The following is a 21,906-nucleotide window of genomic DNA, read 5'->3' as shown; positions in this document are numbered from 1 at the left end:
GTTCGGGACGACGTCGTAGTGGGGCCATGGGGGTGTGGTCGGAATGCGTCGACTCTCAGCAGTTCTGGCGGCCGCGTGCCTGCCACTCGTCGCCGGAGCACCGGCCGAGGCTGACGTCCCGGCGCCGCCGACGGCCCGCGTCAACGTCGTGCAGGCCGTCCCCGGGGCGACCGTCGACGTGACCGTCGACGGTCGCCGGGTCGCCGGCGGAGCCGGCGTCGGAGAGGTGCTCGGACCCTTCGAGCTCGAGCCCGGCAGCCACGAGATCTCGTTCCGCGGCAAGGGCGTCAAGGTGGAGTCGACCCTCGACGTCGGGGCCGGCGACACCAGCGACGTCGTGCTGCACCTCCCGGCGGACGTCGGGGGTGACCCGGTCGTCCACTCCTACGTCGCACCGGCTGGACCGATCGGTCCCGGCAAGGCCCGCGTCCTGCTCGCCCACACGGCGACCGTCGCCCCCGCCGACGTCGAGGTCGACGGCCAGACGGTGTTCACCAACATCGCCAACGGCGAGTTCGCCGATGCCGACGTCCCGGAGGGCTCGATCAGCGTGGCGCTGCTGCCGTCGGGCGCCGAGGGCGCCGACCCCATCCTCGGCCCGCTCGACGTGGCCCTGAAGGCACGCACCCTCTCGATGATCTACGCCTACGGCAACCCGCGCGACAACTCGATGAACGTCATCGCCCACACCGTGGACCTGGCAGCCGACGGGAGCGTCCGCCCCTCGCGCATCGAGACCGGGTCGGCGGGGCTGGTCGAGGGCCGGGTGACCACCTTCACCGGCTCGACGCCGGCCGACGACCGCACCCTGCTGCCCCTCGGCGCGCTCGGCCTGGCGGTCCTCCTCACGGCGGGAGCCTGCCGCGTGCATCTGCGGAGGCAGCGGTCCCTCGTCCCACCGTCCGGATGAGCCTCCGCACGCCCGCGCTCATGATCTCCGCCTGCCTCGTCGCGGCCACCGGCTGTGTCGGCAGCACCGGTGCCGCCCGACCTGACGACTCCGGGACTCGCCTCTCTCAGTCGCCGTCCTCCACTCCCTCCTCGTCTTCCGCCGAGCCGGTGCTCCCGGCCCGGCGCGCCGAGTCGGTCGTGGCGCCGCGGCGGCCGGTCCGGGCGACGCTGCCGAGCGGGCGCGTCGTACCCGTGTCCGGGGCCGGCACCACCGGCACCGGCGTGCTGGACGTGCCCGACGACGTGGACGTCGCGGGGTGGTGGCGCGGCGGCTCGCGCATCGGTGACCCGTTCGGGTCGATCCTCGTCGCCGCCCACGTCGACTCCGACTCCGAGGGCCTGGGCCCGTTCGCCGAGCTCCTCACCGTCCGTGAGGGTGCGCGGGTCCGCCTCGAGGCGCACGGCCTGCGCCAGGACTTCGAGGTGCGGTCGCGCCGGCTGGTGCCACAGGGCAGCCTCGTCGACGACGCCTGGATCTACGACGCTGCGGGCGACCTGCGGCTCACTCTCGTCACCTGCGCCCCGCCCTACGACGCCTCCCGCGGTGGCTACCAGAACCTGGCCGTGGTCACGGCTCGGCCCCTCGGCCCACCGGAGGCGGCGTGAGTCCGAAGAAGCCGTACCAGAAGCGGCTCCCCAACGTCCTCCCCCCGGCCCCCCGCCGTGCCCCGGCGCAGGAGGCGATCCGACCACGTCCCGCTCCCCCTCGCGCCCGTCGGTCTCCTCCGGCGGGCCCGTCCGTTGCCGCGCCGGTCGCCCCGCCGCGCGACCCGACACCTGACGCGGCGGCCGCTGCCCCGACTCCCCTCGCCGCGCGATCCCCGGAGGTCCGAGAGCCCCGGGCGACGAGTCCGGCCGAGCAGGACGCGGTCGTCGCACCAGCCGCGCCACCCACCGACCCCCCCGCCGAGCCGACGGCCCGACCGGGCCCTCCACCAACGGGGCCGGGCCCTCGTTCCGGGCGCCAGTCCCGCAGGACGATCGCTCTCGTGGCAGCCGCGCTGGTGGGCGTGGTCGCGGGCGGGCTCGTGGCGTGGCAGGTCGTCGGACCCGGTCAGCAGTCACGCACCCCAGCCGCGTCGTTGCCGATCGACGGGTGGCCGATCGCCGCGGAGTCGCGCGCCGTGACCGAGGTGCTGCCCGGTGGCGACCTGGAGGTCACCCACTGGATCCACGCGGAGGAGCCGATCGACGAGCTGAGCCTCACCCTGCCGGAGCTCGACGGTGCGGAGGTCTCGGCGACCGGCGTGGAGGTGACCGCCGACGGTCGTGCGGCGTCCGGTCCCGCGACGGTCGGGCCGAGCGGGGCGACGTACGCCTTCGCGGACGCGACCCGGATCCAGGTGCGCTACCTGATGTCAGGTGCGGTCGAGCTCAGCTCGTCCGCCGACGGCCGCGGCCTCGCCACCACGACGTCGCTCGACGTCACCGCGACGCAGGCGCGCGACGTCCGGGTCGTGCGGTCTCAGGAGGTGCTGTCGCTCGCGTGCGCCGAGCCGGACGCCCAGCCCGTCCCCTGCGGGGAGTCGGAGGGCGACGACCAGTGGCGGGTGGAGCTCGCCGGCACCGATGCCGGGAACCGCGTGCTCGCCGTCGTGACCGTCCCGTCCTGAGCGAGCAGCTCAGGCGTTGTCGTCGAGGCCGTGCTCGATGGCCCAGCGGGTCAGCTGCACGCGATTGTTCATCTGCAGCTTGCGCAGGGTGTTCTGGACGTGGTTCTGCACGGTGCGGTGCGACAGGACCAGGCGTGCGGCGATCTGCTTGTAGCTCATGCCGGTCGCGACCATCTTGAGGATCTCGGTCTCCCGCTCGGTGAGCTGGTCGCGCGGGTCGTCGGCCGGGCCGTCCGCGATGCGCCGGAACTCCCCCAGCACGAGACCGGCGAGGCCGGGGGTGAAGACGGTGTCGCCGTCGGCGACCCGCGTCACGGCGTCGATGAGCTCGCCGCTCGAGGCCGACTTCACCAGGTAGCCCGTCGCGCCGGCCTTGATCGCCTCCAGCACGTCGTCCTGCTCGCCGCTGGCCGACAGGATCAGCACCCGGGCCGTCGGGTCGTGCTCCAGCATCATGCTGGTGACCTGCACCCCGCTGTGGTCGGGCAGCTGGAGGTCCAGCACGACCACCTGCGGCGCCGCCGCCGGGAACCGTGCCATCGCTTCACGGCCGTTCGCCGCCACCGCCACGACCTGGTGCCCGGCCGCCTGCAGGTCGCGCTCGACCGCGTCGCGCCACATCGGATGGTCGTCGACCACCATCACCCTCACCATGGATCCCCCTCCCAGTTGGACCGCAGCGTAGACGCTCAGTCGCCCGGAGGGACGTAACGACCCCGCCGGTGGACGAGCGGCGCGGGATCCTCGCCGACCATCACCTCGTCCAGCGTGCAGGTCACCAGCCGGGACCAGCCCACCTCGACCTCGGTCTCGACGCTCACCAGCGCCCACGCGGTAGCGGTGGCGAGCCGCGGCCCGTGCGTGTTCTGGTCCCACGCGGCCATCCGCCACGGGCCGCCGGGCGCCGGGGCGATCCCTGCGAAGGCGTCGGCCAGGTCGCGGTCGGCCCAGGACAGGAGCTGGACAACGCCGCGGCCCGTCCCGAGCAGCAGCTCGGTGAGATCGGCGTCGGGGTCGAGCAGCGCGAGCACCCGTCCGGGGTCGCCGCCCGCCACCAGCCACGACGTGACCGTCAGGCCCGCCCGCTCCGTGTCGTCCCCTGCTGTCCAGAGGGAGACCGTCCCACCGAGGCGCCCGCGCAGGCGTCGTACGGGGTCGTCGGGGGTCGGGAACGGGTGTCCGGCGTGGATGGTCACGCGGTCACGCTAGTCAACCCTGTCCTGTCGGGCTCCTGAGGACGGACCGGAACTCGGCGCGCGAAGAACAGCGGGTACAGACAGACGACGGAGATCGAGAACGACACGAGTGGCAGGGGTTGGTACATCACGATCGGGATCGACGTGTGCAGCGCGACGCCTGCAGCGGCTGCAATCCATCGGGTGCGAGCGAACCACAGCCCGATGCAGAGCCCGACTTCCGTCACCACCGCGCCCAGCGCCATCGCCTGAGCCAGCTGATCGGAGATGTCGAGGTGCGAGTTCTCCTGGATGACCCGTCCACTGAGAAACGCAGGGTTGGCCTTCAGGAGGCCGGTGAACGCGTAGACGACGCTCACCTGCGTCATCAGCAGGAACTGATCAGCCACGCGGACGTCTCGCGGTCCATCTATCCGGCTTCGCAGCGACCACCTGGCGTCCGAATGGGCGAGGACCAGCCACAGAGAACACCACATCGAAAGGGCAACGTGATTGCTGTACGTCTGCTGTTCCAACAGCATCGCGGTCGCGAGCACCGTCGCGAGAGCGACCGCACCAGCCCTGGTCGCCAGTCCCCCGATCACGAAGATGGCGCCGATGACGCCCGTGGACATGAGGATCGCCGCGCCCGTTGGCGACAGGTGGGGCAGCCCGTCCCAGGTGGGAACAGTCAAGGCGTCTCGTGCCTCGATCTTGACAAGAACGACCCAGGACTCGGCGCAGTTCAACAGGCCGGCCATGCCGATACCGATACGCGCGATGGCGAGCGGTCGTCCATCCACGACATCGTCGAGCCTCAGCACGAGCGCGTCCGATGCTCGCCCCATTGCCGGACGGTCACCGTCGCGGCGTCGGGCACGGTCGCGCAGATGGCCGGCGCCAGCCGGGGGGCCCAGTCGATGTCCTCGCGCGCCACCACGATCCAGTCGCGCAGGTCGACCACGACCTTTTCGCCACTGCGGTCCGACACATCGACTCCGAAGGCCTCGTAGCCCGTGAACATGTGGAACCCGAACTTGTGCGGCACGCCCTCGACGGTCGCCCACAGCGGAACCGCCACCTGGACGCACACGAGTGCTGCCAGCAGGAGCCGGGTCCTGGTCCGCAGAGCGGACCGCACTGTGCGAGCCACCTGGACCACCTCACTCGACGACGACGGGCAGCCGACGGTAACCCCTACGCGTCCGTGCACGGGGCCGATCGCGGAAAGTCAGATCCGTCGGTCGGGCACGGACAGCTCCCACTCGGTGCCCCACTCGCCACTCTGGACGGTGGCGGTACCACCGAGGCCCTCGATGCGGCCGCGGATCGAGGAGGCGACGCCGAGTCGCCCCTCGGCCGCTGCCTCGTCGACCCGCCCCGGCGCCATGCCGGGACCGTCGTCGCGCACGGAGACGGTGACCGCGTCGTGGGCGGCCTCGGCCAGGATCCACGCGCTCGCATCGGCTCCCACGTGGGCCAGCACGTTGTCGAGGCACGCCTTGACCGCAGCGACGGTCTCGGTGCCGACGTGCTCGTCGACCAGGACGGCGCCGCCCGGCGTCGCCACCTCGACCCGCACCGGGTGCGCGGTGGCCATCGCCTCGAGAGCGCCGGCAAGGTCGACCCAGCCGCCGGACCGGGCCGGCACCGTGTCCTGCTGCCGGATCAGCGAGCGCAGCCCGCGCTCCTGCTCACCTGCCAGCCGGCCGAGCTCGGCCCACTGCCCGCCGGAGGCGGCCCCCTGACGCTGCACCATCGCCAGCACCTGGAGCACGCCGTCGTGCACGGCGCGGGCGAGTCGGGTCCGTTCCTCCGCCGCCGCGGCTGCGTGCTCGGCGGCGTCCCGCTCCCTCGCCATCCGCTGCAGCGACTCGCACATGTAGCCGACGATCGGTCCACCGATGAGCACCAGGAACACGTTGCCGTAGTTGCCCTGGTCGACGACCTCACGCGGCAGGAGATCGGCCAGCGACAGGGCGATCGCGGCGACGAGACCGCCCTTCCAGTGCCAGTGGATCGCCCACGCCAGCAGCGCGCCCATCACCCAGAAGCCGGGCAGCGTCGCGTTGAAGCTCTCCGTCTTCAGCCACGGGGTGACGCCGATCGCCGCCACGGCGATCAGCAGGTCGGCGACGAGGAGCGCGGGCGTACGCGTGGAGCGCCGGCCGTAGAGCCAGATCGCGACCCCGGTCCACACCACGAGCGCCAGCACCACCGCCAGGGCGAGGGTCGGGTAGGAGAAGCTGTCGCGCCGGTAGGCGTTGAGGGCCACCATGTTGATGGTGACCACGACCCGCACGATCGCGAGCGCGGAGTAGAGCCGGTCCTCGACGGCGAGGGCGGAGTCGGCCCGCGGCTGTTGCTGCCGCGGGTACGGGTCGGCGTTCAGGACGCCTTCTGCTCAGGCCCGTCCTCGGCCTGCTCGCGCGCCGCCTTCTCCTGCTCGGCCTTCTCGCGCTCGGCCTGCTTGGCCTTCTCCTTGTCGAGCTCCTTCGCCTTGCTGGCGTACAGGTCGACGTACTCCTGCTCGGAGAGCCGCATGATCTCGTACATGATCTCGTCGGTGATCGAGCGCAGGATGTAGCGGTCGTTCTCCATGCCGGCGTAGCGGGAGAAGTCGAGGGGCTTGCCGAAGCGCACCACCGGGCGCGTCCACGTGCCGTAGACCTTGCCGGTCGGGGCCACGACGTCGGTGCCGACCACCGCGCACGGGATGACCGGGGCGCCGCTCTCGAGCGCGAGCCGGGCCACGCCGGTCTTGCCGCGGTAGAGCTTGCCGTCGTGGGACCGGGTGCCCTCGGGGTAGATCCCGAACAGGTCGCCCTCGGCGAGGATCTTCATCGCCGACTTCATGGCGCCCTCCGCGGCGTTGGCGCCCGACCGGTCGATCGGCACCTGCCCGGCTCCGGTGAAGAACTTCTTCTGGAACCAGCCCTTGATGCCGGGGGTGGTGAAGTACTCGGCCTTGGCGACGAAGGTGACCCGCCGGGTGAGCGTGAGCGGCATGAACAGCCAGTCGGCGTAGGACAGGTGGTTGCTGGCGAGGATCGCGGGACCCTCCTCCGGCACGTAGTCGATGCCGTAGGCCTTTGGCCGGAAGACGAGTCGCAGGACCGGCCCGAGGGCGATCCACTTCAGGAACCAGTACAGCACTGTCCGAGACTATCCCTGCTGCTCGCTGGTGACCCGCTCGATGAACTCGGCGGACTCCGCGAAGATCCGCGGGGCGTCATGGTCGAGCGTGGCGACGTGGTAGCTGTCCTCCAGCACCCGCTCCTCGAAGTCCTTGGACGACAAGCTGGCATGGAGGGCCTTCGACGACGAGATGTCCGCGACGTGGTCGTCCTTGGAGCGGAACGACAGCACCGGGATGGTGACCTTCGGCAGGTCCCGTCGCAGCTGCGCCCACCCGGCGGACATCTCGTACGCTGCCTTCAGCGGCATGACGGGGTAGGCGACCTCGTCCATCCCGGGCTTCTTGATGTCGTTCCGGATCCCGGGGAAGGCAGGCACCACCCGCTTGAGGACGGGCAGCAGCACCGCGTCCTTGCGCAGCGTGTCGACGGCCGCATTGACCAGCACGAGGCCGGCGAGCTCCTCGCCGCGGTCCGCGGCGAGGCGCAGGCACAGCGACGCGCCCATGGACAGGCCGACAGCGAAGACGGCGTCGTTCTCGGCTGCGAGCCTGTCGAACGCCCCCTCGACGGTCGCGACCCAGTCGGACCAGGTGACCTTGTTGCAGTCCTGCCACCGCGTGCCGTGGCCGGGCAGCAGCGGCATCTCGACGGCGTACCCGCGCGCTGACAGCTCCTCGGCCCACGGCCGCATGGAGGCAGGGCTACCGGTGAAGCCGTGCACGACGAGCACACCGACGCGCCGACCACCGGTCAGCGCCGGGTTGGCCGGGGTGGACATCGGCGCGACCAGGGTGGGGTCGAGGGGTGCGGCCTGCGCGCCGCGGAAGAGGATCCTCACGGGCACAGTGTGCACCAGCCGGGCAGCTGTGAGGCCCTCGAACGTCGTGTCGCCGGGTGGTCGAGGTACGAGCGCGGGGAGCGTGGGGACCACGCCCCCGCTACCGTAGATCTCGTGAGTCGCCCGGAGGACGAGAGCCGCGCCGAGCTCGCGTGGCGCGAGATCGTCGAGAACTACGGCGAGCGCGCTGTCCTGGATGACCCGGCTGCCCCGTCGGACGAGGCGACGCCCGCCCCCGAGGACCCTTCCCCCGGCGCTCCCGCGAGCACTGAGAGCCCGTCCTCGGCCGACCTGCCGGAGCACCTGCGGGACGACGACGAGGTGGAGCGGCGCGAGCAGGCCATCGCAAAGGCCGAGCGCTTCCGGCCGCCGCCGGCGCCCCCGTTCCCCTTGCCCCGCACGTGGCAGCGCGGCCTGGCCTGGGCCGGCATCTTCGTGGCTCCGCTGATCGCCCTCGTGATCGGTCTGCTCTCGATCTACGTCAACCCTCTGGTCGGCTGGGCGCTGGTCGGGTGGTTCGTCGGCGGGTTCGCCTACCTCGTCCTGGAGATGCCCAAGTCGCCCCGCGACCCCTGGGACGACGGCTCACGCATCTGACCCGCGCCGCCGACCTCGCTCCGGCGTAGGGTCTGCCGGGTGGGGGCGCGGGAGACGGTCGAGGTCACAGGACACCTGATGGACAGCGGCATCCTGTCGCGTGTCCTCGACGACATCCGCGAGTACGGCGGCGACTTCGTCATCGAGGAGTTCGACGTCGGCCACGAGGCACACGACCCGAGCAGCGCCCGCATCACGGTCGAGGCCCCCGATGACGAGTCGCTCCAGCGCCTCCTCATGCGCCTGCAGACGCGGGGGGTCAACCAGCTAGCCCACGGCGACGCCGCGGTCGCGACCTCCGAGCAGGACGGCGTGCTGCCCGACGGGTTCTACGCCACCACCAACCTCGAGACGCGGGTGCGCCTGGGCGGCCGGTGGTACGACGTGGACCACCCCGAGATGGACTGCGGCCTGGTCGTCGAGGAGTCGGCCTCGGGCGACCTGGGCGTTCGCACGGTCCCCATGTCCGACGTCACCCGGGGCATGCGCATCGTGGTGGGCGCGGCCGGCATCCAGGTGAGCGTGCCCAGCTCCGCCCCCTCGGTCGAGGCGACCAGCCCGTTCGACGCGGACCACGGGCCGGAGCGCCCGCAGACGGTGCTGGTGCGCCAGGTGGCCGACGGGATGCGGCAGGCACGGGCCGCCGGCACTCGGTTGCTGTGGGTGGCTGGACCCGGCGTCGTCCACGCAGGCGGCGTACCGGCCATGGCGGCCCTGGTGCGGGCCGGCTGGGTCGACGTCCTCTTCGCCGGCAACGCGGTGGCCGCGCTCGACATCGAGACCGCGCTCTACGGCACCGGCCACGACAGCAGCTCCCCGCCCGGTCACGAGCACGGTCACGAGCACCGGGTCCGGGCGGTCAACACGATCCGCAAGGCCGGCTCGATCGAACGCGCGGTGCGCGACGGCGTGCTCGCAAGCGGCCTGATGCACGCGCTCGTCACCGAGGGGAAGCGTTTCGTCCTCGTCGGATCCGTCCGCGACGACGGCCCACTCCCCGAGGTCCACACCGACATCGTCGAGGGCCAGCGCGCCATGCGCGACGAGGTCCGCGATCTCGGCTACTGCCTGATGATGGCGACCCAGCTCTACGCCGTCGCCACGGCGAGCATCCTTCCTGCGTCGGTGCCGCTCGTCTGCGTCGACATCAACCCCGCCACCGTCACCCGGCTCGCCGACCGCGGTACCGGTCAGGGACGCGGCATCGTGACCGACGTCGGCCTCTTCCTCGAGCAGCTCGCCCTCGAGCTGGTGGCCGACTACCGCCGCGGCTGAGCCTCCCCGACGAGCAGGGCGCCCCCGATCATGCCGGCCCGAGGGCCGAGCTCCGCCGCGAGCAGGTCGGGGACCCGGCGGTGCGCTGCGCCCACCAACGTACGACGCAGCGCGTCGCGCGCGGGGTCGAGCAGCCGTTCACCGGCGGCCGACACGCCACCGCCGATGACGACCACCTCGGGGTCGAGCGCTGCGACGAGGTTCGCGACGCCGATGCCGAGCCAGTCACCGATGGATGCGAAGGCCCGGCGCGCGACGAGGTCTCCCTGCTCCGCCGCGCTCGTGACCATGGGTCCGGTGACCCGGTCCGGGTTGCCGTCCGTCATGTCGCCGAGAACCGACGGCTGCTCGGTCATCAGGGCACGAGCGTTGCGGACGAGCGCATTGCCTGAGGAGTACTGCTCCCAGCAGCCTCGCCGGCCGCACTCGCAGGGCTGCCCGTCGGGCACGACCTGCATGTGTCCGAACTCCCCCGCCATCCCGTTGGCGCCCCGCACCACCCGTCCGTCGAGCAGCACGGCACCCCCGATCCCGGTGCCCATGGTGACCATCAGCGCCGAGGTGGCTCCTCGGGCTGCGCCGTAGCGGGCCTCTGCGCGCGCGGCGCAGTTGGCGTCGTTGTCGAGACCGACCGGGCAGCCGAGGCGCCCCTCGAGCAGGCCCTTGAGCGGCTCGCCCTGCCAGGGCAGGTGAGGCGCGAACATGACGCGCTCCCCCGCCGAGTCGACGAAGCCGGCCGCGGCGACCCCGACCCCTTCGAGGGGCGCGCTGTCCGCAGCCTCGAGGATGGCCTCGACGAGCGCGTCCTCGACCCGGCTGGTCACCACCCGACGCCCGGGTGTCGTACGCAGTGCCGTGCGCACGACCCGCCCCGCGTCGTCGACCACTCCCGCCAACACCTTGGTGCCGCCGATGTCGACCCCGACCACCACGCCCTCGTTCACGCGGGACATCTTGGCCCACGTCGTGACCCATGGCCCGATCGGTTGGTCTGTCTAGTCACTTCGGGCCATCTTGCGTCACGCACGGTCAAGAGTGTCGTCAAACCAGCGACACCCGAGACCGACACCTCCTACGGTGACGAGCGGACACCTCGGGGAAAGGGGATCTCATGCGCTGGCGCTCACGCCTCCACGATCGCACCGAACGAGGTGCATCGGCAGTCGAGTTCGCGCTCGTCGTGATCCCGCTGCTCCTCGTCGTCGGGGGGATCATCAACTTCGGCGTCGCCTTCGCGAACCAGCTCTCGTTGGACAACGCAGTTCGGCAGGCGGCACGGGCCGGCGTTGTCGACGTCACGCCAGCGCCCGATCTTGAAGCCGTCGTCCAGGACGAGTACCAACCGTTGGCCGGAAGTTCCGACCCAGAGGTCACCTTCGCGGACCGGACGACGTGCGAGGGGAGCAGTTTCGGCGAGAGTCTTGGACTGACGGCCGAGGTCACGACCGATTTCATCTTTCCCTGGCCAGTGCCGGAGTCGGTTATTCCTAGCGAAGTGGTGTTGCGAAGCGAGGCACAATTCCAATGCGAGTTCTCATGAGCAGGCGCGACGACAGGGGCGCAACGGCCGTCTTGGTCGGGATCCTTGCGTTGGTCCTTCTCGGTATATCCGGATTCACTATCGACCTGGGTCAGGCGTACGTGAGTAAGCGAAACCTGCAGAAGGCAGCTGACGCCGGGGCGTTGGCTGCGGCCCAAGCCCTCACAGAATTCCAGGGAAGCTGCGCTGACGTTCGCGATGACCCCGTTGCCTACGCTGCAGCAGAAGACGCCGCGCGCGAATACGGTGAGGCGAACTACGACGAAACCAAAGAGTCGTACGAGTCGGACCAGCTCGAGTTCGACATTGACTGCGACCGCACACCCGGTGTCCTCATCGTCGAGTATGGCCTCAGTGGCGCCACTGCTACCTCGACTTCCCAGCTCATTGGTGCGCCGGACGAAATCACAACCGACCGTCGGTCAGAAGCGACCGTCGACGTGGCACCCCGGGCGCGCGAAGGCGTTCGTCCTCTGGCTATCTGCTCCGCGATGCTCCCACCAATTGATGCGGCGGCGGGCACGTTCATCCGCGTTGACTACCCCGGTGGCGGTCATGCCCCCCCGGCGGGGTGCCCCGTGCCGAAGACCTCTGGCAACTGGTGGATCACGGATTGCCCCGGAGAACGTACGGGGTCAGCAAGCACCTTGGCTGACCAGATCAAGGACGGATGTCCTGAAGCCGTTTCAGTTATCCCGGGTCAGGCGGACGCCTCTACTCCAGGACAGTTGACAGTCGTGCTGGAGGAGGAGTGCCCAGCCGCTCCCTTGTATTCGGAGACCTGCATGAGCGGAAACCCGGGAAACATATCGCAGGGCGGGAAGCAGACAGAAGACGCCTGGAAGTCTCTCATCACTTCTGAGGAGGCTTCGCTCTTCCCAGTCTTCTGTGCTCCCCCCCAGTGCAGTGAGTCGACGATCAACGGCTCAGGAGCCGGCGCCGTGTACCCGGTGTACAAACTCGTCTCGGCGGTTGTGTGCGGCTACTACTTCAAGAGCGGTTCGGGCAATTCGGTGCAGTCAAACGTGAACAAGTGCAAGGGAAATCCCTACTACGGCAAAACTACGGACACAGACTCCAAAGCCAACTACTTGATCTTGCGGTACGAGAATGTGCGCTCATCGGGCTCCAACACCGATTCGGAATGCGGCTTGGGCGACGACTGCGACGGAGGGCTTCGCAGGACGCGCCTGACGCAGTGAGCGGGTCGCTCGTCAGCGCGGCCAGTCGTCGGCCAGGTCAATGCGCTCGAGATCGTCCGTACCATCACCGGTCCGCGGAGGCGTCGCCATGATGAGCGCGGCGGCCTGCACAAGCGAGGCAATCGCGGCGGACAGGTGGGCCGTCACCTCGGGACTAACCTGACGCGCGGCGCTGATGGCTCGACACAGAGGGCAGATGGAGCACTCTGCGGCATCGGTGGCAAGGTGCTCACTTACGTCGTGCGCGGAAGCGGCTGTATCCGACACGAGACCGGACAGCCCCCCGGCCTCGGTGGCGTGCTCGCGCGCCCAGCCGGCCAGGGCACCGAGGAGCTTGGCCGCCTCCTCGCCGAGTGAACCGACCTCATCGCGCTCGGCGTCGGTCACGAGACCTCCTCAGGCAGCTCGGCAGGCGCTGTGAACCGGACCTGCAGCTGTCCGTCGCGCACGCGCGCACCGGCCACGCGGTGCCGCGCGAGTCCCGTCGGCAGCGTCACGAGGCGACGGTACGACGCGACAGAGACGATCAGCTCGTCGCCCTTGCGCACGAGGCCGACGTCTTCCTGGGCGGCCAGGGGCAAGGGAAGGGACAGCACGAGCCCGGCCGGCGTGGTGCTGACGGACATCGGTGGCACGGAGGCGCCGGGCGCGATCGGGTCCGCGTCGTCGTACACCGACGCCGCGAGGTCGAGCAGCTCGTCGCGCCCCACCGGCTCGGCCGCCCGGTAGACCGACGTACGAAGATCGAGCCCGGCAAACGAGTCGGCTGCATCCGCCAGGTGACGCGCCTGCGCAGCGACCCAGCTGCGCCGCCACTCGTCGGCACCCCCTTCGGGGAAGACCCGGTTCACGATCGCCATGTCGACGCGATAGCCGAAGAGCGTCAGGAACGTGTAGGCCCGCCGCGCTTCGGCGAGCACCACCGACTCAGGTGTCAGGACCAGGCGGACCGACGTCTCCGTCCCGGTGAGCACGGCGCGTACGTCGTCGAGGTCGGCGTGGAGCCGCTCGATGGCGTCGAACACCGAGTCCTCGGGCATCGGCACGCCCGCCGCTCGGGTCAGGACAGGCTTGAGCGCCTTGACGACGCGTCGCTCGACCGGGAGGACGCGGGTCATGTACCACCCGAGAGCCTCCGGGAGGGCGAGGAGCCGCAGGGTCTCCGCGGTCGGCGCGCAGTCGACGACCAGCACGTCCCACTCCCCCGACCGCGCCTGGGCGCGCACCTCGAGCAGGGCGAGCACCTCCTCCGCGCCGGGGATGACCGTCAGCTCCTCGGCAGCGACGGGGTCGACCCCCGCCACGTCGAGCACGCTCAGGAGGTAGCCCTGGATGTCGGCCCACGACCGCTCGAACCGTTGCTGCGCATCGACGTGCTGCACCCACAGGTTGGTGGCGGCCTCGGTCGGCTCCGACGTGGCAGGCACGTCCAGTGCGTCGGCCAGCGAGTGGGCGGCGTCGGTCGAGAGCACGAGCGTCCGGTGGCCGGCCGCCGCGCTGGCGCACGCCGTGGCGGCGGCCAGGGTCGACTTCCCCACGCCGCCCTTGCCGGTGAACAGCAGGATCCGCATGCCCGGACCGCGGGTCAGAGCGACTCGACGCGCTTCTTGAGGCCCTTCAGCGCGGCGTCGATGAGGATCTTCTCGCCCTTGCGCTTGAGCATGCCGATCAACGGGATGCTCACGTCGAGCGCGAGTCGGTAGGTGACCTCGGTGCTGCCGTCGCCGCCGTCGACCAGGGTGTAGGCACCGTCGAGGGCCCTGAGCATGTTGCCCTCGACGAGCGTCCAGGTGACCTCCCGGTCACCGTCCCAGTCGTAGGCCAGGGTGTACTCGTCCTTGATCGGCGAGACGTCGAGGGCGAAGTAGACCTGCTCGGCCCGGTCGCCGGCCCCCGGCTCGACGACCTCCGCCTTCTGCACGCCTTTGGCCCACTCGGGGTAGGACTCGAAGTCGGCGATGACGGCCATCACGTCGGCCGGAGGAGCGTCGACGACGATCGATGAAGAGGTCTGTTCGGCCATGGCCGGAGCCTAGTCCACGGGTGCGGCGCCCCCCGGCCGACGGCACCGGGCGTTCTCGGTGCGGCTTACCGGGCGATAGCCTGCGGACCGCAGTCCACCACCCTCAGGAGGTTCCATCGTGCGGGAGTACGCGTCGCCGCTCAGCATCACCATCCCGTCCACCGGGAACCTCACCGACGACGTGGTCACCAACGGCCGCGACTTCGCCGACACCGTGGTGTTCAGCCGGCGCACCGGCGACGAGTGGTCCGACGTCACCGCCGCCGAGTTCCTCGACGAGGTGCAGGCCGTCGCCAAGGGGCTGGTCGCCGCGGGCGTCGAGGTCGGCCACCGCGTCGCGATCCTCTCCAAGACCCGCTACGAGTGGACGCTCCTCGACTACGCGATCTGGTTCGCCGGCGCCGTCACCGTGCCGATCTACGAGACGTCCTCCGCCGAGCAGATCGGCTGGATCCTCCAGGACTCGGGCGCCCGCGCCATCGTGGCGGAGGGCCCGGACCACCTCGCCCGGGTCCGCGAGGCCCGCCGGTCCGGCGACCTCGCCGAGCTGCAGCACGTGTGGTCGCTCCAGGACAACGCGGTCGACGTGCTCGGTCGCCTCGGCTCCGACATCTCCGACGACGTGCTCGAGCAGCGTCGTACGGCGGCATCCCCGCAGGACGTAGCCACGCTGATCTACACCAGCGGCACGACCGGCAAGCCCAAGGGCTGCATGCTCACCCACGGCAACTTCATGTTCGAGCTCGGTGTCGCGGTCGACGAGCTGGCCGACCTGTTCGACACCGACGACGCCTCGACCCTGCTCTTCCTGCCGCTCGCCCACGTCTTCGCGCGCATCATCCAGGTGGGTTGCGTCAAGAGCCGGGCCAAGATGGGCCACAGCGCCGACATCAAGAACCTGGTGACCGACCTCGGCGAGTTCAAGCCGACCTTCATCCTCGCCGTGCCGCGCGTGTTCGAGAAGGTCTTCAACAGCGCCTCCCAGCGGGCCACCGCCGACGGGCGGGGCAAGATCTTCGACCGCGCAGCAGACGTCGCGATCGCCTGGTCGCGGGCGTCGGACGGCAAGCGGGTGCCGGTGCGCCTGCGAGCGCAGCACGCGCTCTTCGACCGCCTGGTCTACGGCAAGCTGCGCCAGGCGCTCGGCGGGAGCTGCGCGTACGCCATCTCAGGCGGCGCGCCGCTGGGCGACCGGCTCGGCCACTTCTACCGCGGCATCGGCCTCACCGTCCTCGAGGGCTACGGCCTGACCGAGACGACGGCGGCCCTGTCCGCCAACCTCCCCGACGCCACGAAGATCGGGACGGTCGGTCGCCCACTGCCCGGCACGAGCGTGCGGGTGGCCGACGACGGGGAGCTGCTCTTCCGCGGCGGTCAGGTCTTCGCCGGTTACTGGCGCAACGACGAGGCGACGACCGAGGCGGTCGACCGCGACGGCTGGTTCCACACCGGCGACGTCGGCGAGGTGGACGACGAGGGCTTCGTCCGCATCACCGGCCGCAAGAAGGAGATCCTCGTGACGGCCGGCGGCAAGAACGTCGCGCCCGCCGTCCTGGAGGACCGGCTCCGGGCCCACGCCCTCATCGACCAGTGCCTCGTCGTCGGTGACGGACAGCCGTTCATCGGCGCGCTCGTCACCATCGACCGCGAGACGTTCCCGGCCTGGGCCGAGCAGCACGGCAAGACGGCGGACCTCGACACCCTCATCGACGACCCGGACCTCGTCGCTGCGGTCCAGGAAGCAGTCGACGAGGCCAACAAGGCGGTCTCGAAGGCCGAGTCGATCCGGAAGTTCACCATCCTGCCCGGTGAGTGGACCGAGGAGGGCGGCCAGCTCACACCGAGCCTGAAGCTGAAGCGACGTGTCGTGATGCGCGAGTCGCGCGAGGAGATCGAGGCGCTCTACCTCGGCTGACGGGCCCGGCATGGTTCGCCATGGGGATCGCCCCAGGGGCGCGGCACACCGCACGTGACTAGGCGCAACTAGTCATTTCGGGTGGCATCGGGACTACGTTCGGGTGGTTTGCTCGGTTTAGCCCACGGCCCTGTCGGGACGCCCCTAGATTCGTCGCGCTGGGATGGCTTCGGGGCCTGTTTTCACGCGACAGACCCCGAATTCTCCTGCGCGCCCGGGACCCCGCCGTGGGGCGCCCACGAACCCGCGAAGGACCGCATCATGGCTCGTCGATCCGTACTCCTCCTCGTCGCCGCCCTCATCGCGCTCGCCGGCACGGCCATGATCGTGCTCTACGTCCAGGGCATCGACGCCAGGGCAACCCAGGACCAGGAGCTCGTCGACGTCCTGGTCGCAACCGAGACCATCGAGACAGGTGAGTCCGTGTCCGAGGCGCAGGAGGCTGGCAAGATCGACTCCGCCGAGGTCCGCCGCGCAGACGTCGTCGAGGGAAGTCTTTCGTCGACCTCGTCGATCTCGGACCTGGTCGCGATCGGCACGATCTACCCCGGCGAACAGCTCATCGCCAAGAAGTTCGGCAGCCTCGGCGACACCCAGACGCTTGTCATCCCCGACGACATGATGGCCGTCTCCGTCGAGCTCACCGACTTCGAGCGAGTGGCCGGCTTCGTCAACCCCGGCAACGAGATCGCCGTCTTCGCCACGGCGCTGGATCCGATGCGGCTCCTGCCGGACGGCAAGGAGCAGCGCCTCGGCAGCTACACACGCATCGTCCTCACCCGCAGCCTCGTGCTCGGCGTCGGCACCACGAGCGTCACGTCGCGCACCACCCAGGACGAGGACGGGGGCACCGCAACCGAGGAGGTCGCCCGGACCATCCTGTCCGTCGCGGTCACGCAGGAACAGGCTGAGAAGCTGATCCATGCCGACCGGACCTCCGAGCTCAACTTCGCCCTCCTCACGGACGACTCCGCGTCGGCGGACAACGAGGGCGCCTATCTCCGCGACGTCTACCCCGAGCTGTTCCGGAGCCCGCAGCCGTGACCGCCATCCTCGAGCCAGACGGTGCACAACGAGCCGTTCTGCAGGCCATGCTCCACGGATCGGTGGCCTTCGCCGACCCGGAGGGCCTGGACTCGCACATCCGCAGCTCGGCCAACGAGTTCGCGGTGGTCATCGGTCCCTCGGTCGCGAGCCACGCCGCCGCCGATCTGGCGCAGTGGGCGCGGGTCCACCGACCCGACCTCGGCGTCATCCTGCTTCGCCACGAGGTCGACAGCAACGCCTTGGCCCTCGCCCTGCGCAGCGGCATGCGCGAGGTCGTGGCCGCGCGAGACCTGGCGGGCATCACGACCGCCGTCCAGCGAGCCCGCAGCGTTGCCAACGCGATCGGGCAGACCATGATGGACGAGGCCCAAGCGGCCGCAGAGACCGTCCGGGCCGAGGTCGTCGCCCAGGCCGCTCAAGCGGCAGCAGTCGCGCAGGCGGAGGCCGAGGCGCCGCGCGGCCGCGTGATCACGGTCTTCTCCACCAAGGGCGGCGTCGGCAAGAGCTTGGTGTCGACCAACCTGGGGGTTGCCTTGGCCAACAAGGGCCGCTCGGTCTGCCTCGTCGACCTCGACGTCAACAGCGGTGACGTGGCCATCATGCTGCAGCTGACCCCCAGCCGAACCATCAACGACCTGGCCACGTTCAGCGGTGTGATCGACGCCGAGGGGATCACGTCCATCCTCACCCGCCACTCCGACAACCTGTCTGTCGTGGCCGCGCCGGTGCGCCTGGACTCGCCCGACCAGGCGTCAGTCGAAGACATCGGCAAGCTGCTCGATGCGTTGCGCCGCATGGTCGACTTCGTGGTGGTCGACACCTCTGGGGTCTTTGATGACCACGCCCTGTGCGCTCTCGACCGGTCCGACCTGATCGTGCTCGTCGGCACCCTCGACATCCCCTCGCTCAAGGCCCTCAAGCTCGCCACCAGCACGCTCGAGGTCCTCAACTTCCCCAAGTCCACCTGGCGCTTCGTGCTCAACCGGGCCGACGGCAAGGTCGGTCTCACCATCGACGAGTTCGAGAAGACCCTCGGGTTGAAGGCCGACACCTCGCTCGTCTCGAGCCGCGAGGTCCTGGCAGCCGTCAATCGAGGCGAAGCGCTCGTCAGCGCCTACCCCAACCACACCAACTCAAAGGCCCTCGTCGCATTCTCTGACAGCGTCGCGTCTGCCGTGTCCGCGGACGACATCGACGAGGGCACCCCGTCCGGTCGGAGATCCAGTGGGTCCCGGCTCCGCCTGAGGAGGGCATGACGTGAGTCTGACCGATCGCCTGGCAGCCGCGCGCAGCCGCAATGCCGAACCGTCCGACACCGTCCCCGGCGCTGCTGCGGGTTCGCCGAGCGCGACAGCGACCGTCGCGCGCCCCTCAGCCAGCGACGCCAAGAAGCGCGCCGGCACGCCGAAGAGCGATCCCTTCCAGGACCTCAAGCGGATCGTCCACCAGCGCCTCGTCGAGGCACTCGGCCCGAAGCTCTACGACGCCCACATGACGCAGTCCGAGCTGGAGCAGCAGGTGCGCCTCGCACTCCAGACGGCCATCGCCGACGCCGACATCCCGATGTCGTCGGCGGATCGCACCCGGGTGTCACAGGAGATCGCGGACGACATCCTCGGCTACGGCCCGATCGAGCCCCTGCTGCGCGACCCCAGCCTGTCCGAGGTGATGGTCAACTCCTACAAGGACATCTTCGTCGAGCGCAGCGGCAAGCTGGTCAAGGTCGACACGGCGTTCACCGACGAGGCGCACCTGCGCCGCACCATCGACAAGATCGTGAGCAAGATCGGGCGCCGCGTCGACGAGACGAGCCCCATGTGTGACGCGCGACTCCCCGACGGGAGCCGTGTCAACGCCATCATTCCGCCACTGGCGCTGGACGGCTCCAAGCTCACGATCCGAAAGTTCTCCGAGGACCCCTACACCGTTGACGACCTGATCAGCTTCGGCACCCTCACGCCCGCCTCGGCGGGGCTGCTCGAAGGGTGCGTGCGGGGGCGGCTCAACATCCTCGTGTCGGGCGGCACCGGCTCCGGCAAGACGACGACCCTCAACGTCCTGTCGGCCTTCATCCCGGAGGACGAGCGCATCGTCACCATCGAGGACGCCGCCGAGCTCCGGCTCGGCCAGGATCACGTGCTCAGGCTCGAGTCCCGGCCGGCCAACATCGAGGGAAAGGGCGCAGTGACCATCCGCGACCTCGTGAAGAACTCACTGCGCATGCGGCCTGACCGCGTCGTGGTCGGCGAGATCCGTGACGCCGCCGCCCTCGACATGCTCCAGGCGATGAACACCGGACACGACGGCTCCATCTCGACGCTGCACGCCAACACTCCGCGCGACGCGCTCGCCCGCCTCGAGACGATGGTCCTGATGGCCGGCATGGACCTGCCGGTCCGGGCAATCCGCGAGCAGGTCGCGAGCGCCGTCGACCTGATCATCCAGCAGACCCGTCTCAAGGACGGCACCCGCCGCATCACCGCGATCACGGAGATCGTCGGCATGGAGGGCGACATCATCACGACGCAGGACGTGTTCCTCTTCGACTACGCCGCCGGCCTCGACGAGAACGGGAAGTTCAAGGGGGGGCTGCTGTCGATGGGCCTGCGGCCCCGCTTCCTGGAGCGTCTCACCGACCACGGCGTGCACGTCGATCCCGCCATCTTCGCCACCGGCGGAACCCTTCGATGAAGCTGTCCAACGCCTCGCGAGCACCGCGACGGGCAGCGGCGCTGCTCTTGGGAGGGCTGGTCCTCCTGGCTGTGACGGCACCGGCGCACGCGGCCGACGAGGTCAACATCGACCACGTCGAGTCCGTCGACGGGAAGGTGTCGATGGTGGTCGCCGTCGACGGAATTCCCGGCGACGCAGCAGTGGACCCCGCGTCCGTCCGGGTTGAGGTCGACGGACGAGCCGTCGAATCCTCCGCAAAGAGCATTGCGGCTGGCGACGTCACGCGTACGACCGTGCTTGTTCTCGACGCGAGCAACAGCATGCAACAGGGTGGCAAGTTCGCCTCGGCCGTCGCAGCGGTCGACGCGTTCCTTGCGGCAGCTCCCCCGGACGTACGCATCGGGCTGATCCCCTTCGCCGGCGACCTCGGCGACGTCATCAAGCCAACCCTCGACCACGAGGCCGTGCGCGCCGCGCTTGCCGACGTCACGCTGCGCAAGGGCACCGCGGTGTACGACGCGATGGCCGAGGGTCTCGCCCAGGTCGGGACCGACGGGTCGCGCTCGCTCCTGGTGCTGTCAGACGGCGGCGACACCAACAGCTCCACCACACTGGAGGTGGTCACCAAGGACGCCCAGGACAACGGTGTCGTCGTCGACGTCGTGTCCTTGGCCAACCCCGGGAACGCCGAGACCATGGCGACCCTCGCGGAAGGCACTGGTGGCCAGGTGATCCCGTCCGAGCAAGGCGCCCTGCAGTCCGTGTTCTCCGCGCAGGCGAATGCGCTTGCCCAGCAGCTCCTCGTGACCTTCGAGCGTCCAGATGACGTGGCGGCGGAGGTCAATCTCGGCATCACCGTCGACGCCGACGAGACGTCCTACACGGACTCGGCCTTCATCTCGCTCGGGGTTCCCTCATCCGCGCCCGACCTCGTGTCCTCTGGCCACGCGCTCGTGGGCACGCCCGGCATGCTCGGCGGCGCCCTCGCGCTCGCGCTCGGCCTGGCTGGGGTCCTCGCCGTGGCGATCGCCGGTCCGAACCGGTCCTCGGCCGATCGCCGGATCGACGCCTACTTCGGCAAGAGCAGCGCCGGAGGCGGCAAGCGGAAGGGCAACACCGGCGCTGACCTGCGTGGATCGGCAGTGGCCTTGACAGACAAAGTCGTCTCGAAGGACCTGGAAGGTCGCATCTCCGGGCGCCTCGCCGGAGCGGGCTCGGCGCTCACCGCGTCCGAGTGGTTGCTTCTCCACGCCGCGATCGCCGTCGGCGCTGCTGTGGCAGGGTTCGTTCTGAGCGGCGCCGGGTTCGCGGTGATGGGGCTCGTCCTTGGACTCGTCGGGCCGTGGCTCTACCTCAAGATCCGGCACGTCCGCCGGCTCAGGACGTTCAACAGCCAGCTCGCCGAGACGCTGGGCCTCATGGCTGGCGGCCTGCAGGCAGGTCTCTCGCTCCCCCAAGCCGTCGACAGCGTCGTCCGCGAGGGCAATGAGCCGATGGCAGGAGAGCTCCGCCGAGCGCTCATCGAGCAACGCCTCGGGGTCGACATCACCGATGCTCTCGAAGGCGTCGGCGAGAGGATGCAGAGCGAGGACTTCTCGTGGATCGTGATGGCCATCCGCATCCAGCGCGAGGTCGGCGGAAACCTGGCCGAGATCCTGCACACAGTTGCGGACACGCTTCGCGAGCGCGACTACCTGCGTCGACAGGTGCGCGCGCTCAGTGCCGAGGGCCGGCTGTCGGGCTACATCCTGACCGCTCTGCCACCGGGACTGTTCTTCTACATGATGTTCGCCAACCCAGACTACGTCGAGGTGCTCTACACGACGATGACTGGCTGGATCCTCATCGTGGTCGCCGGCTTCCTGCTCGCGCTCGGCGGTTTCGCCATGGCCAAGCTCGCGAAGGTAGAGGTCTGAG

Annotated in this window: 23 protein-coding genes; 12 read left to right on the top strand and 11 right to left on the bottom strand. The window is 70.1% G+C overall.

Annotation, left to right across the window (positions count from 1 at the left end; genetic code table 11):
- Positions 1-43 precede the first annotated feature (43 nt).
- From JOD65_RS11425 to JOD65_RS11415, 3 genes are all read left to right on the top strand, one after another.
- Complete coding sequence (locus tag JOD65_RS11425; protein ID WP_191196864.1) at positions 44-910, top strand: DUF4397 domain-containing protein; 867 nt, start codon at positions 44-46, stop codon at positions 908-910.
- Positions 907-1,557, top strand: a complete 651-nt coding sequence (locus JOD65_RS11420) for a class F sortase (RefSeq protein ID WP_191196863.1) — start codon at positions 907-909, stop codon at positions 1,555-1,557. The genes JOD65_RS11425 and JOD65_RS11420 overlap by 4 nt, the downstream gene beginning before the upstream one ends.
- A gap of 383 nt (positions 1,558-1,940) precedes the next feature.
- The gene (locus JOD65_RS11415; protein WP_191196862.1) at positions 1,941-2,564 is read left to right on the top strand and encodes a hypothetical protein; all 624 of its coding nucleotides are present in this window, start codon (positions 1,941-1,943) and stop codon (positions 2,562-2,564) included.
- 9 nt (positions 2,565-2,573) lie between these two features.
- On the opposite strand, the gene JOD65_RS11410 is transcribed toward JOD65_RS11415, so the two are convergent.
- From JOD65_RS11410 to JOD65_RS11380, 7 genes are all read right to left on the bottom strand, one after another.
- On the bottom strand, positions 2,574-3,218 hold the full coding sequence (locus JOD65_RS11410; protein ID WP_191196861.1) for a response regulator: 645 nt from the start codon (positions 3,216-3,218) through the stop codon (positions 2,574-2,576).
- Positions 3,219-3,253: 35 nt separating this feature from the next.
- On the bottom strand, positions 3,254-3,760 hold the full coding sequence (locus JOD65_RS11405; RefSeq protein WP_191196860.1) for a flavin reductase family protein: 507 nt from the start codon (positions 3,758-3,760) through the stop codon (positions 3,254-3,256).
- Positions 3,757-4,563 carry an HTTM domain-containing protein gene (locus JOD65_RS11400; RefSeq protein WP_191196859.1) on the bottom strand — a complete coding sequence of 269 codons (807 nt, stop codon included), beginning with the start codon at positions 4,561-4,563 and terminating at the stop codon, positions 3,757-3,759. The genes JOD65_RS11405 and JOD65_RS11400 overlap by 4 nt, the downstream gene beginning before the upstream one ends.
- Positions 4,557-4,892, bottom strand: a complete 336-nt coding sequence (locus JOD65_RS11395; RefSeq protein ID WP_191196858.1) for a hypothetical protein — start codon at positions 4,890-4,892, stop codon at positions 4,557-4,559. Before JOD65_RS11395 ends, JOD65_RS11400 begins: the two co-directional genes overlap by 7 nt.
- Positions 4,893-4,970: 78 nt before the next feature.
- Positions 4,971-6,131, bottom strand: coding sequence for a MacS family sensor histidine kinase (gene macS, locus JOD65_RS11390; protein ID WP_191197062.1), 1,161 nt, complete (start codon positions 6,129-6,131; stop codon positions 4,971-4,973).
- Positions 6,128-6,895, bottom strand: coding sequence for a lysophospholipid acyltransferase family protein (locus tag JOD65_RS11385; RefSeq protein ID WP_191196857.1), 768 nt, complete (start codon positions 6,893-6,895; stop codon positions 6,128-6,130). The genes macS and JOD65_RS11385 overlap by 4 nt, the downstream gene beginning before the upstream one ends.
- A 9-nt stretch (positions 6,896-6,904) precedes the next feature.
- On the bottom strand, positions 6,905-7,717 hold the full coding sequence (locus tag JOD65_RS11380) for an alpha/beta hydrolase (RefSeq protein ID WP_307821105.1): 813 nt from the start codon (positions 7,715-7,717) through the stop codon (positions 6,905-6,907).
- Between the two features lie 114 nt (positions 7,718-7,831).
- Here JOD65_RS11380 and JOD65_RS11375 point away from each other — a divergent pair, with 114 nt between their 5' ends.
- Complete coding sequence (locus JOD65_RS11375; RefSeq protein ID WP_191196856.1) at positions 7,832-8,314, top strand: hypothetical protein; 483 nt, start codon at positions 7,832-7,834, stop codon at positions 8,312-8,314.
- A gap of 39 nt (positions 8,315-8,353) precedes the next feature.
- Positions 8,354-9,589: an ornithine cyclodeaminase family domain gene (locus tag JOD65_RS11370; RefSeq protein ID WP_191196855.1), complete on the top strand. Its 1,236-nt coding sequence runs from the start codon at positions 8,354-8,356 to the stop codon at positions 9,587-9,589.
- Here JOD65_RS11370 and JOD65_RS11365 read toward each other — a convergent pair.
- On the bottom strand, positions 9,574-10,542 hold the full coding sequence (locus tag JOD65_RS11365) for an ROK family protein (protein ID WP_191196854.1): 969 nt from the start codon (positions 10,540-10,542) through the stop codon (positions 9,574-9,576). The two genes, JOD65_RS11370 and JOD65_RS11365, sit on opposite strands and share 16 nt — an antisense overlap.
- Before the next feature lie 158 nt (positions 10,543-10,700).
- On the opposite strand from JOD65_RS11365, the gene JOD65_RS11360 reads away from it, so the two are divergent.
- Complete coding sequence (locus tag JOD65_RS11360) at positions 10,701-11,129, top strand: TadE/TadG family type IV pilus assembly protein (RefSeq protein ID WP_191196853.1); 429 nt, start codon at positions 10,701-10,703, stop codon at positions 11,127-11,129.
- On the top strand, positions 11,126-12,331 hold the full coding sequence (locus JOD65_RS11355) for a TadE/TadG family type IV pilus assembly protein (RefSeq protein WP_191196852.1): 1,206 nt from the start codon (positions 11,126-11,128) through the stop codon (positions 12,329-12,331). Before JOD65_RS11360 ends, JOD65_RS11355 begins: the two co-directional genes overlap by 4 nt.
- A gap of 12 nt (positions 12,332-12,343) precedes the next feature.
- Here the strand turns inward: JOD65_RS11355 and JOD65_RS11350 are convergent, their stop codons facing one another.
- From JOD65_RS11350 to JOD65_RS11340, 3 genes are read right to left on the bottom strand one after another with little or no spacing between them, the layout of a single operon-like run.
- On the bottom strand, positions 12,344-12,718 hold the full coding sequence (locus JOD65_RS11350) for a hypothetical protein (protein WP_191196851.1): 375 nt from the start codon (positions 12,716-12,718) through the stop codon (positions 12,344-12,346).
- Complete coding sequence (locus JOD65_RS11345) at positions 12,715-13,902, bottom strand: ArsA family ATPase (protein ID WP_191196850.1); 1,188 nt, start codon at positions 13,900-13,902, stop codon at positions 12,715-12,717. The genes JOD65_RS11350 and JOD65_RS11345 overlap by 4 nt, the downstream gene beginning before the upstream one ends.
- A 14-nt stretch (positions 13,903-13,916) precedes the next feature.
- Positions 13,917-14,354: an SRPBCC family protein gene (locus JOD65_RS11340; RefSeq protein WP_191196849.1), complete on the bottom strand. Its 438-nt coding sequence runs from the start codon at positions 14,352-14,354 to the stop codon at positions 13,917-13,919.
- A gap of 118 nt (positions 14,355-14,472) precedes the next feature.
- Here JOD65_RS11340 and JOD65_RS11335 point away from each other — a divergent pair, with 118 nt between their 5' ends.
- The 5 genes from JOD65_RS11335 (at position 14,473) to JOD65_RS11315 (ending at position 21,905) form a co-directional block, all read left to right on the top strand.
- On the top strand, positions 14,473-16,269 hold the full coding sequence (locus JOD65_RS11335) for an AMP-dependent synthetase/ligase (protein ID WP_191196848.1): 1,797 nt from the start codon (positions 14,473-14,475) through the stop codon (positions 16,267-16,269).
- A 261-nt stretch (positions 16,270-16,530) separates the two neighbouring features.
- The gene (cpaB, locus tag JOD65_RS11330; RefSeq protein ID WP_191196847.1) at positions 16,531-17,313 is read left to right on the top strand and encodes a Flp pilus assembly protein CpaB; all 783 of its coding nucleotides are present in this window, start codon (positions 16,531-16,533) and stop codon (positions 17,311-17,313) included.
- Entirely contained in the window at positions 17,310-18,572 is a 1,263-nt protein-coding gene (locus tag JOD65_RS11325) for a CpaE/TadZ family protein (protein WP_191196846.1), read from the top strand. Before cpaB ends, JOD65_RS11325 begins: the two co-directional genes overlap by 4 nt.
- Before the next feature lies 1 nt (position 18,573).
- Positions 18,574-20,007 carry a TadA family conjugal transfer-associated ATPase gene (locus JOD65_RS11320; RefSeq protein ID WP_204811118.1) on the top strand — a complete coding sequence of 478 codons (1,434 nt, stop codon included), beginning with the start codon at positions 18,574-18,576 and terminating at the stop codon, positions 20,005-20,007.
- Positions 20,004-21,905, top strand: coding sequence for a type II secretion system F family protein (locus tag JOD65_RS11315; protein ID WP_191196845.1), 1,902 nt, complete (start codon positions 20,004-20,006; stop codon positions 21,903-21,905). The genes JOD65_RS11320 and JOD65_RS11315 overlap by 4 nt, the downstream gene beginning before the upstream one ends.
- Position 21,906: the final 1 nt, after the last annotated feature.

The organism is Nocardioides cavernae (assembly GCF_016907475.1).
Taxonomy (GTDB): domain Bacteria; phylum Actinomycetota; class Actinomycetes; order Propionibacteriales; family Nocardioidaceae; genus Nocardioides; species Nocardioides cavernae.
Note: the sequence above shows the minus strand (reverse complement) of the source record. Positions and strands in the feature narration are given on the sequence as shown.

Coding starts and splice junctions, on each gene's coding strand:
- JOD65_RS11425 (WP_191196864.1), top strand. CDS start 44: ATGCGTCGACTCTCAGCAGTTCTGGCGGCCGCGTGCCTGCCACTCGTC.
- JOD65_RS11420 (WP_191196863.1), top strand. CDS start 907: ATGAGCCTCCGCACGCCCGCGCTCATGATCTCCGCCTGCCTCGTCGCG.
- JOD65_RS11410 (WP_191196861.1), bottom strand. CDS start 3,218: ATGGTGAGGGTGATGGTGGTCGACGACCATCCGATGTGGCGCGACGCG.
- JOD65_RS11365 (WP_191196854.1), bottom strand. CDS start 10,542: ATGTCCCGCGTGAACGAGGGCGTGGTGGTCGGGGTCGACATCGGCGGC.
- JOD65_RS11360 (WP_191196853.1), top strand. CDS start 10,701: ATGCGCTGGCGCTCACGCCTCCACGATCGCACCGAACGAGGTGCATCG.
- JOD65_RS11355 (WP_191196852.1), top strand. CDS start 11,126: ATGAGCAGGCGCGACGACAGGGGCGCAACGGCCGTCTTGGTCGGGATC.
- JOD65_RS11345 (WP_191196850.1), bottom strand. CDS start 13,902: ATGCGGATCCTGCTGTTCACCGGCAAGGGCGGCGTGGGGAAGTCGACC.
- JOD65_RS11340 (WP_191196849.1), bottom strand. CDS start 14,354: ATGGCCGAACAGACCTCTTCATCGATCGTCGTCGACGCTCCTCCGGCC.
- cpaB (WP_191196847.1), top strand. CDS start 16,531: ATGGCTCGTCGATCCGTACTCCTCCTCGTCGCCGCCCTCATCGCGCTC.
- JOD65_RS11315 (WP_191196845.1), top strand. CDS start 20,004: ATGAAGCTGTCCAACGCCTCGCGAGCACCGCGACGGGCAGCGGCGCTG.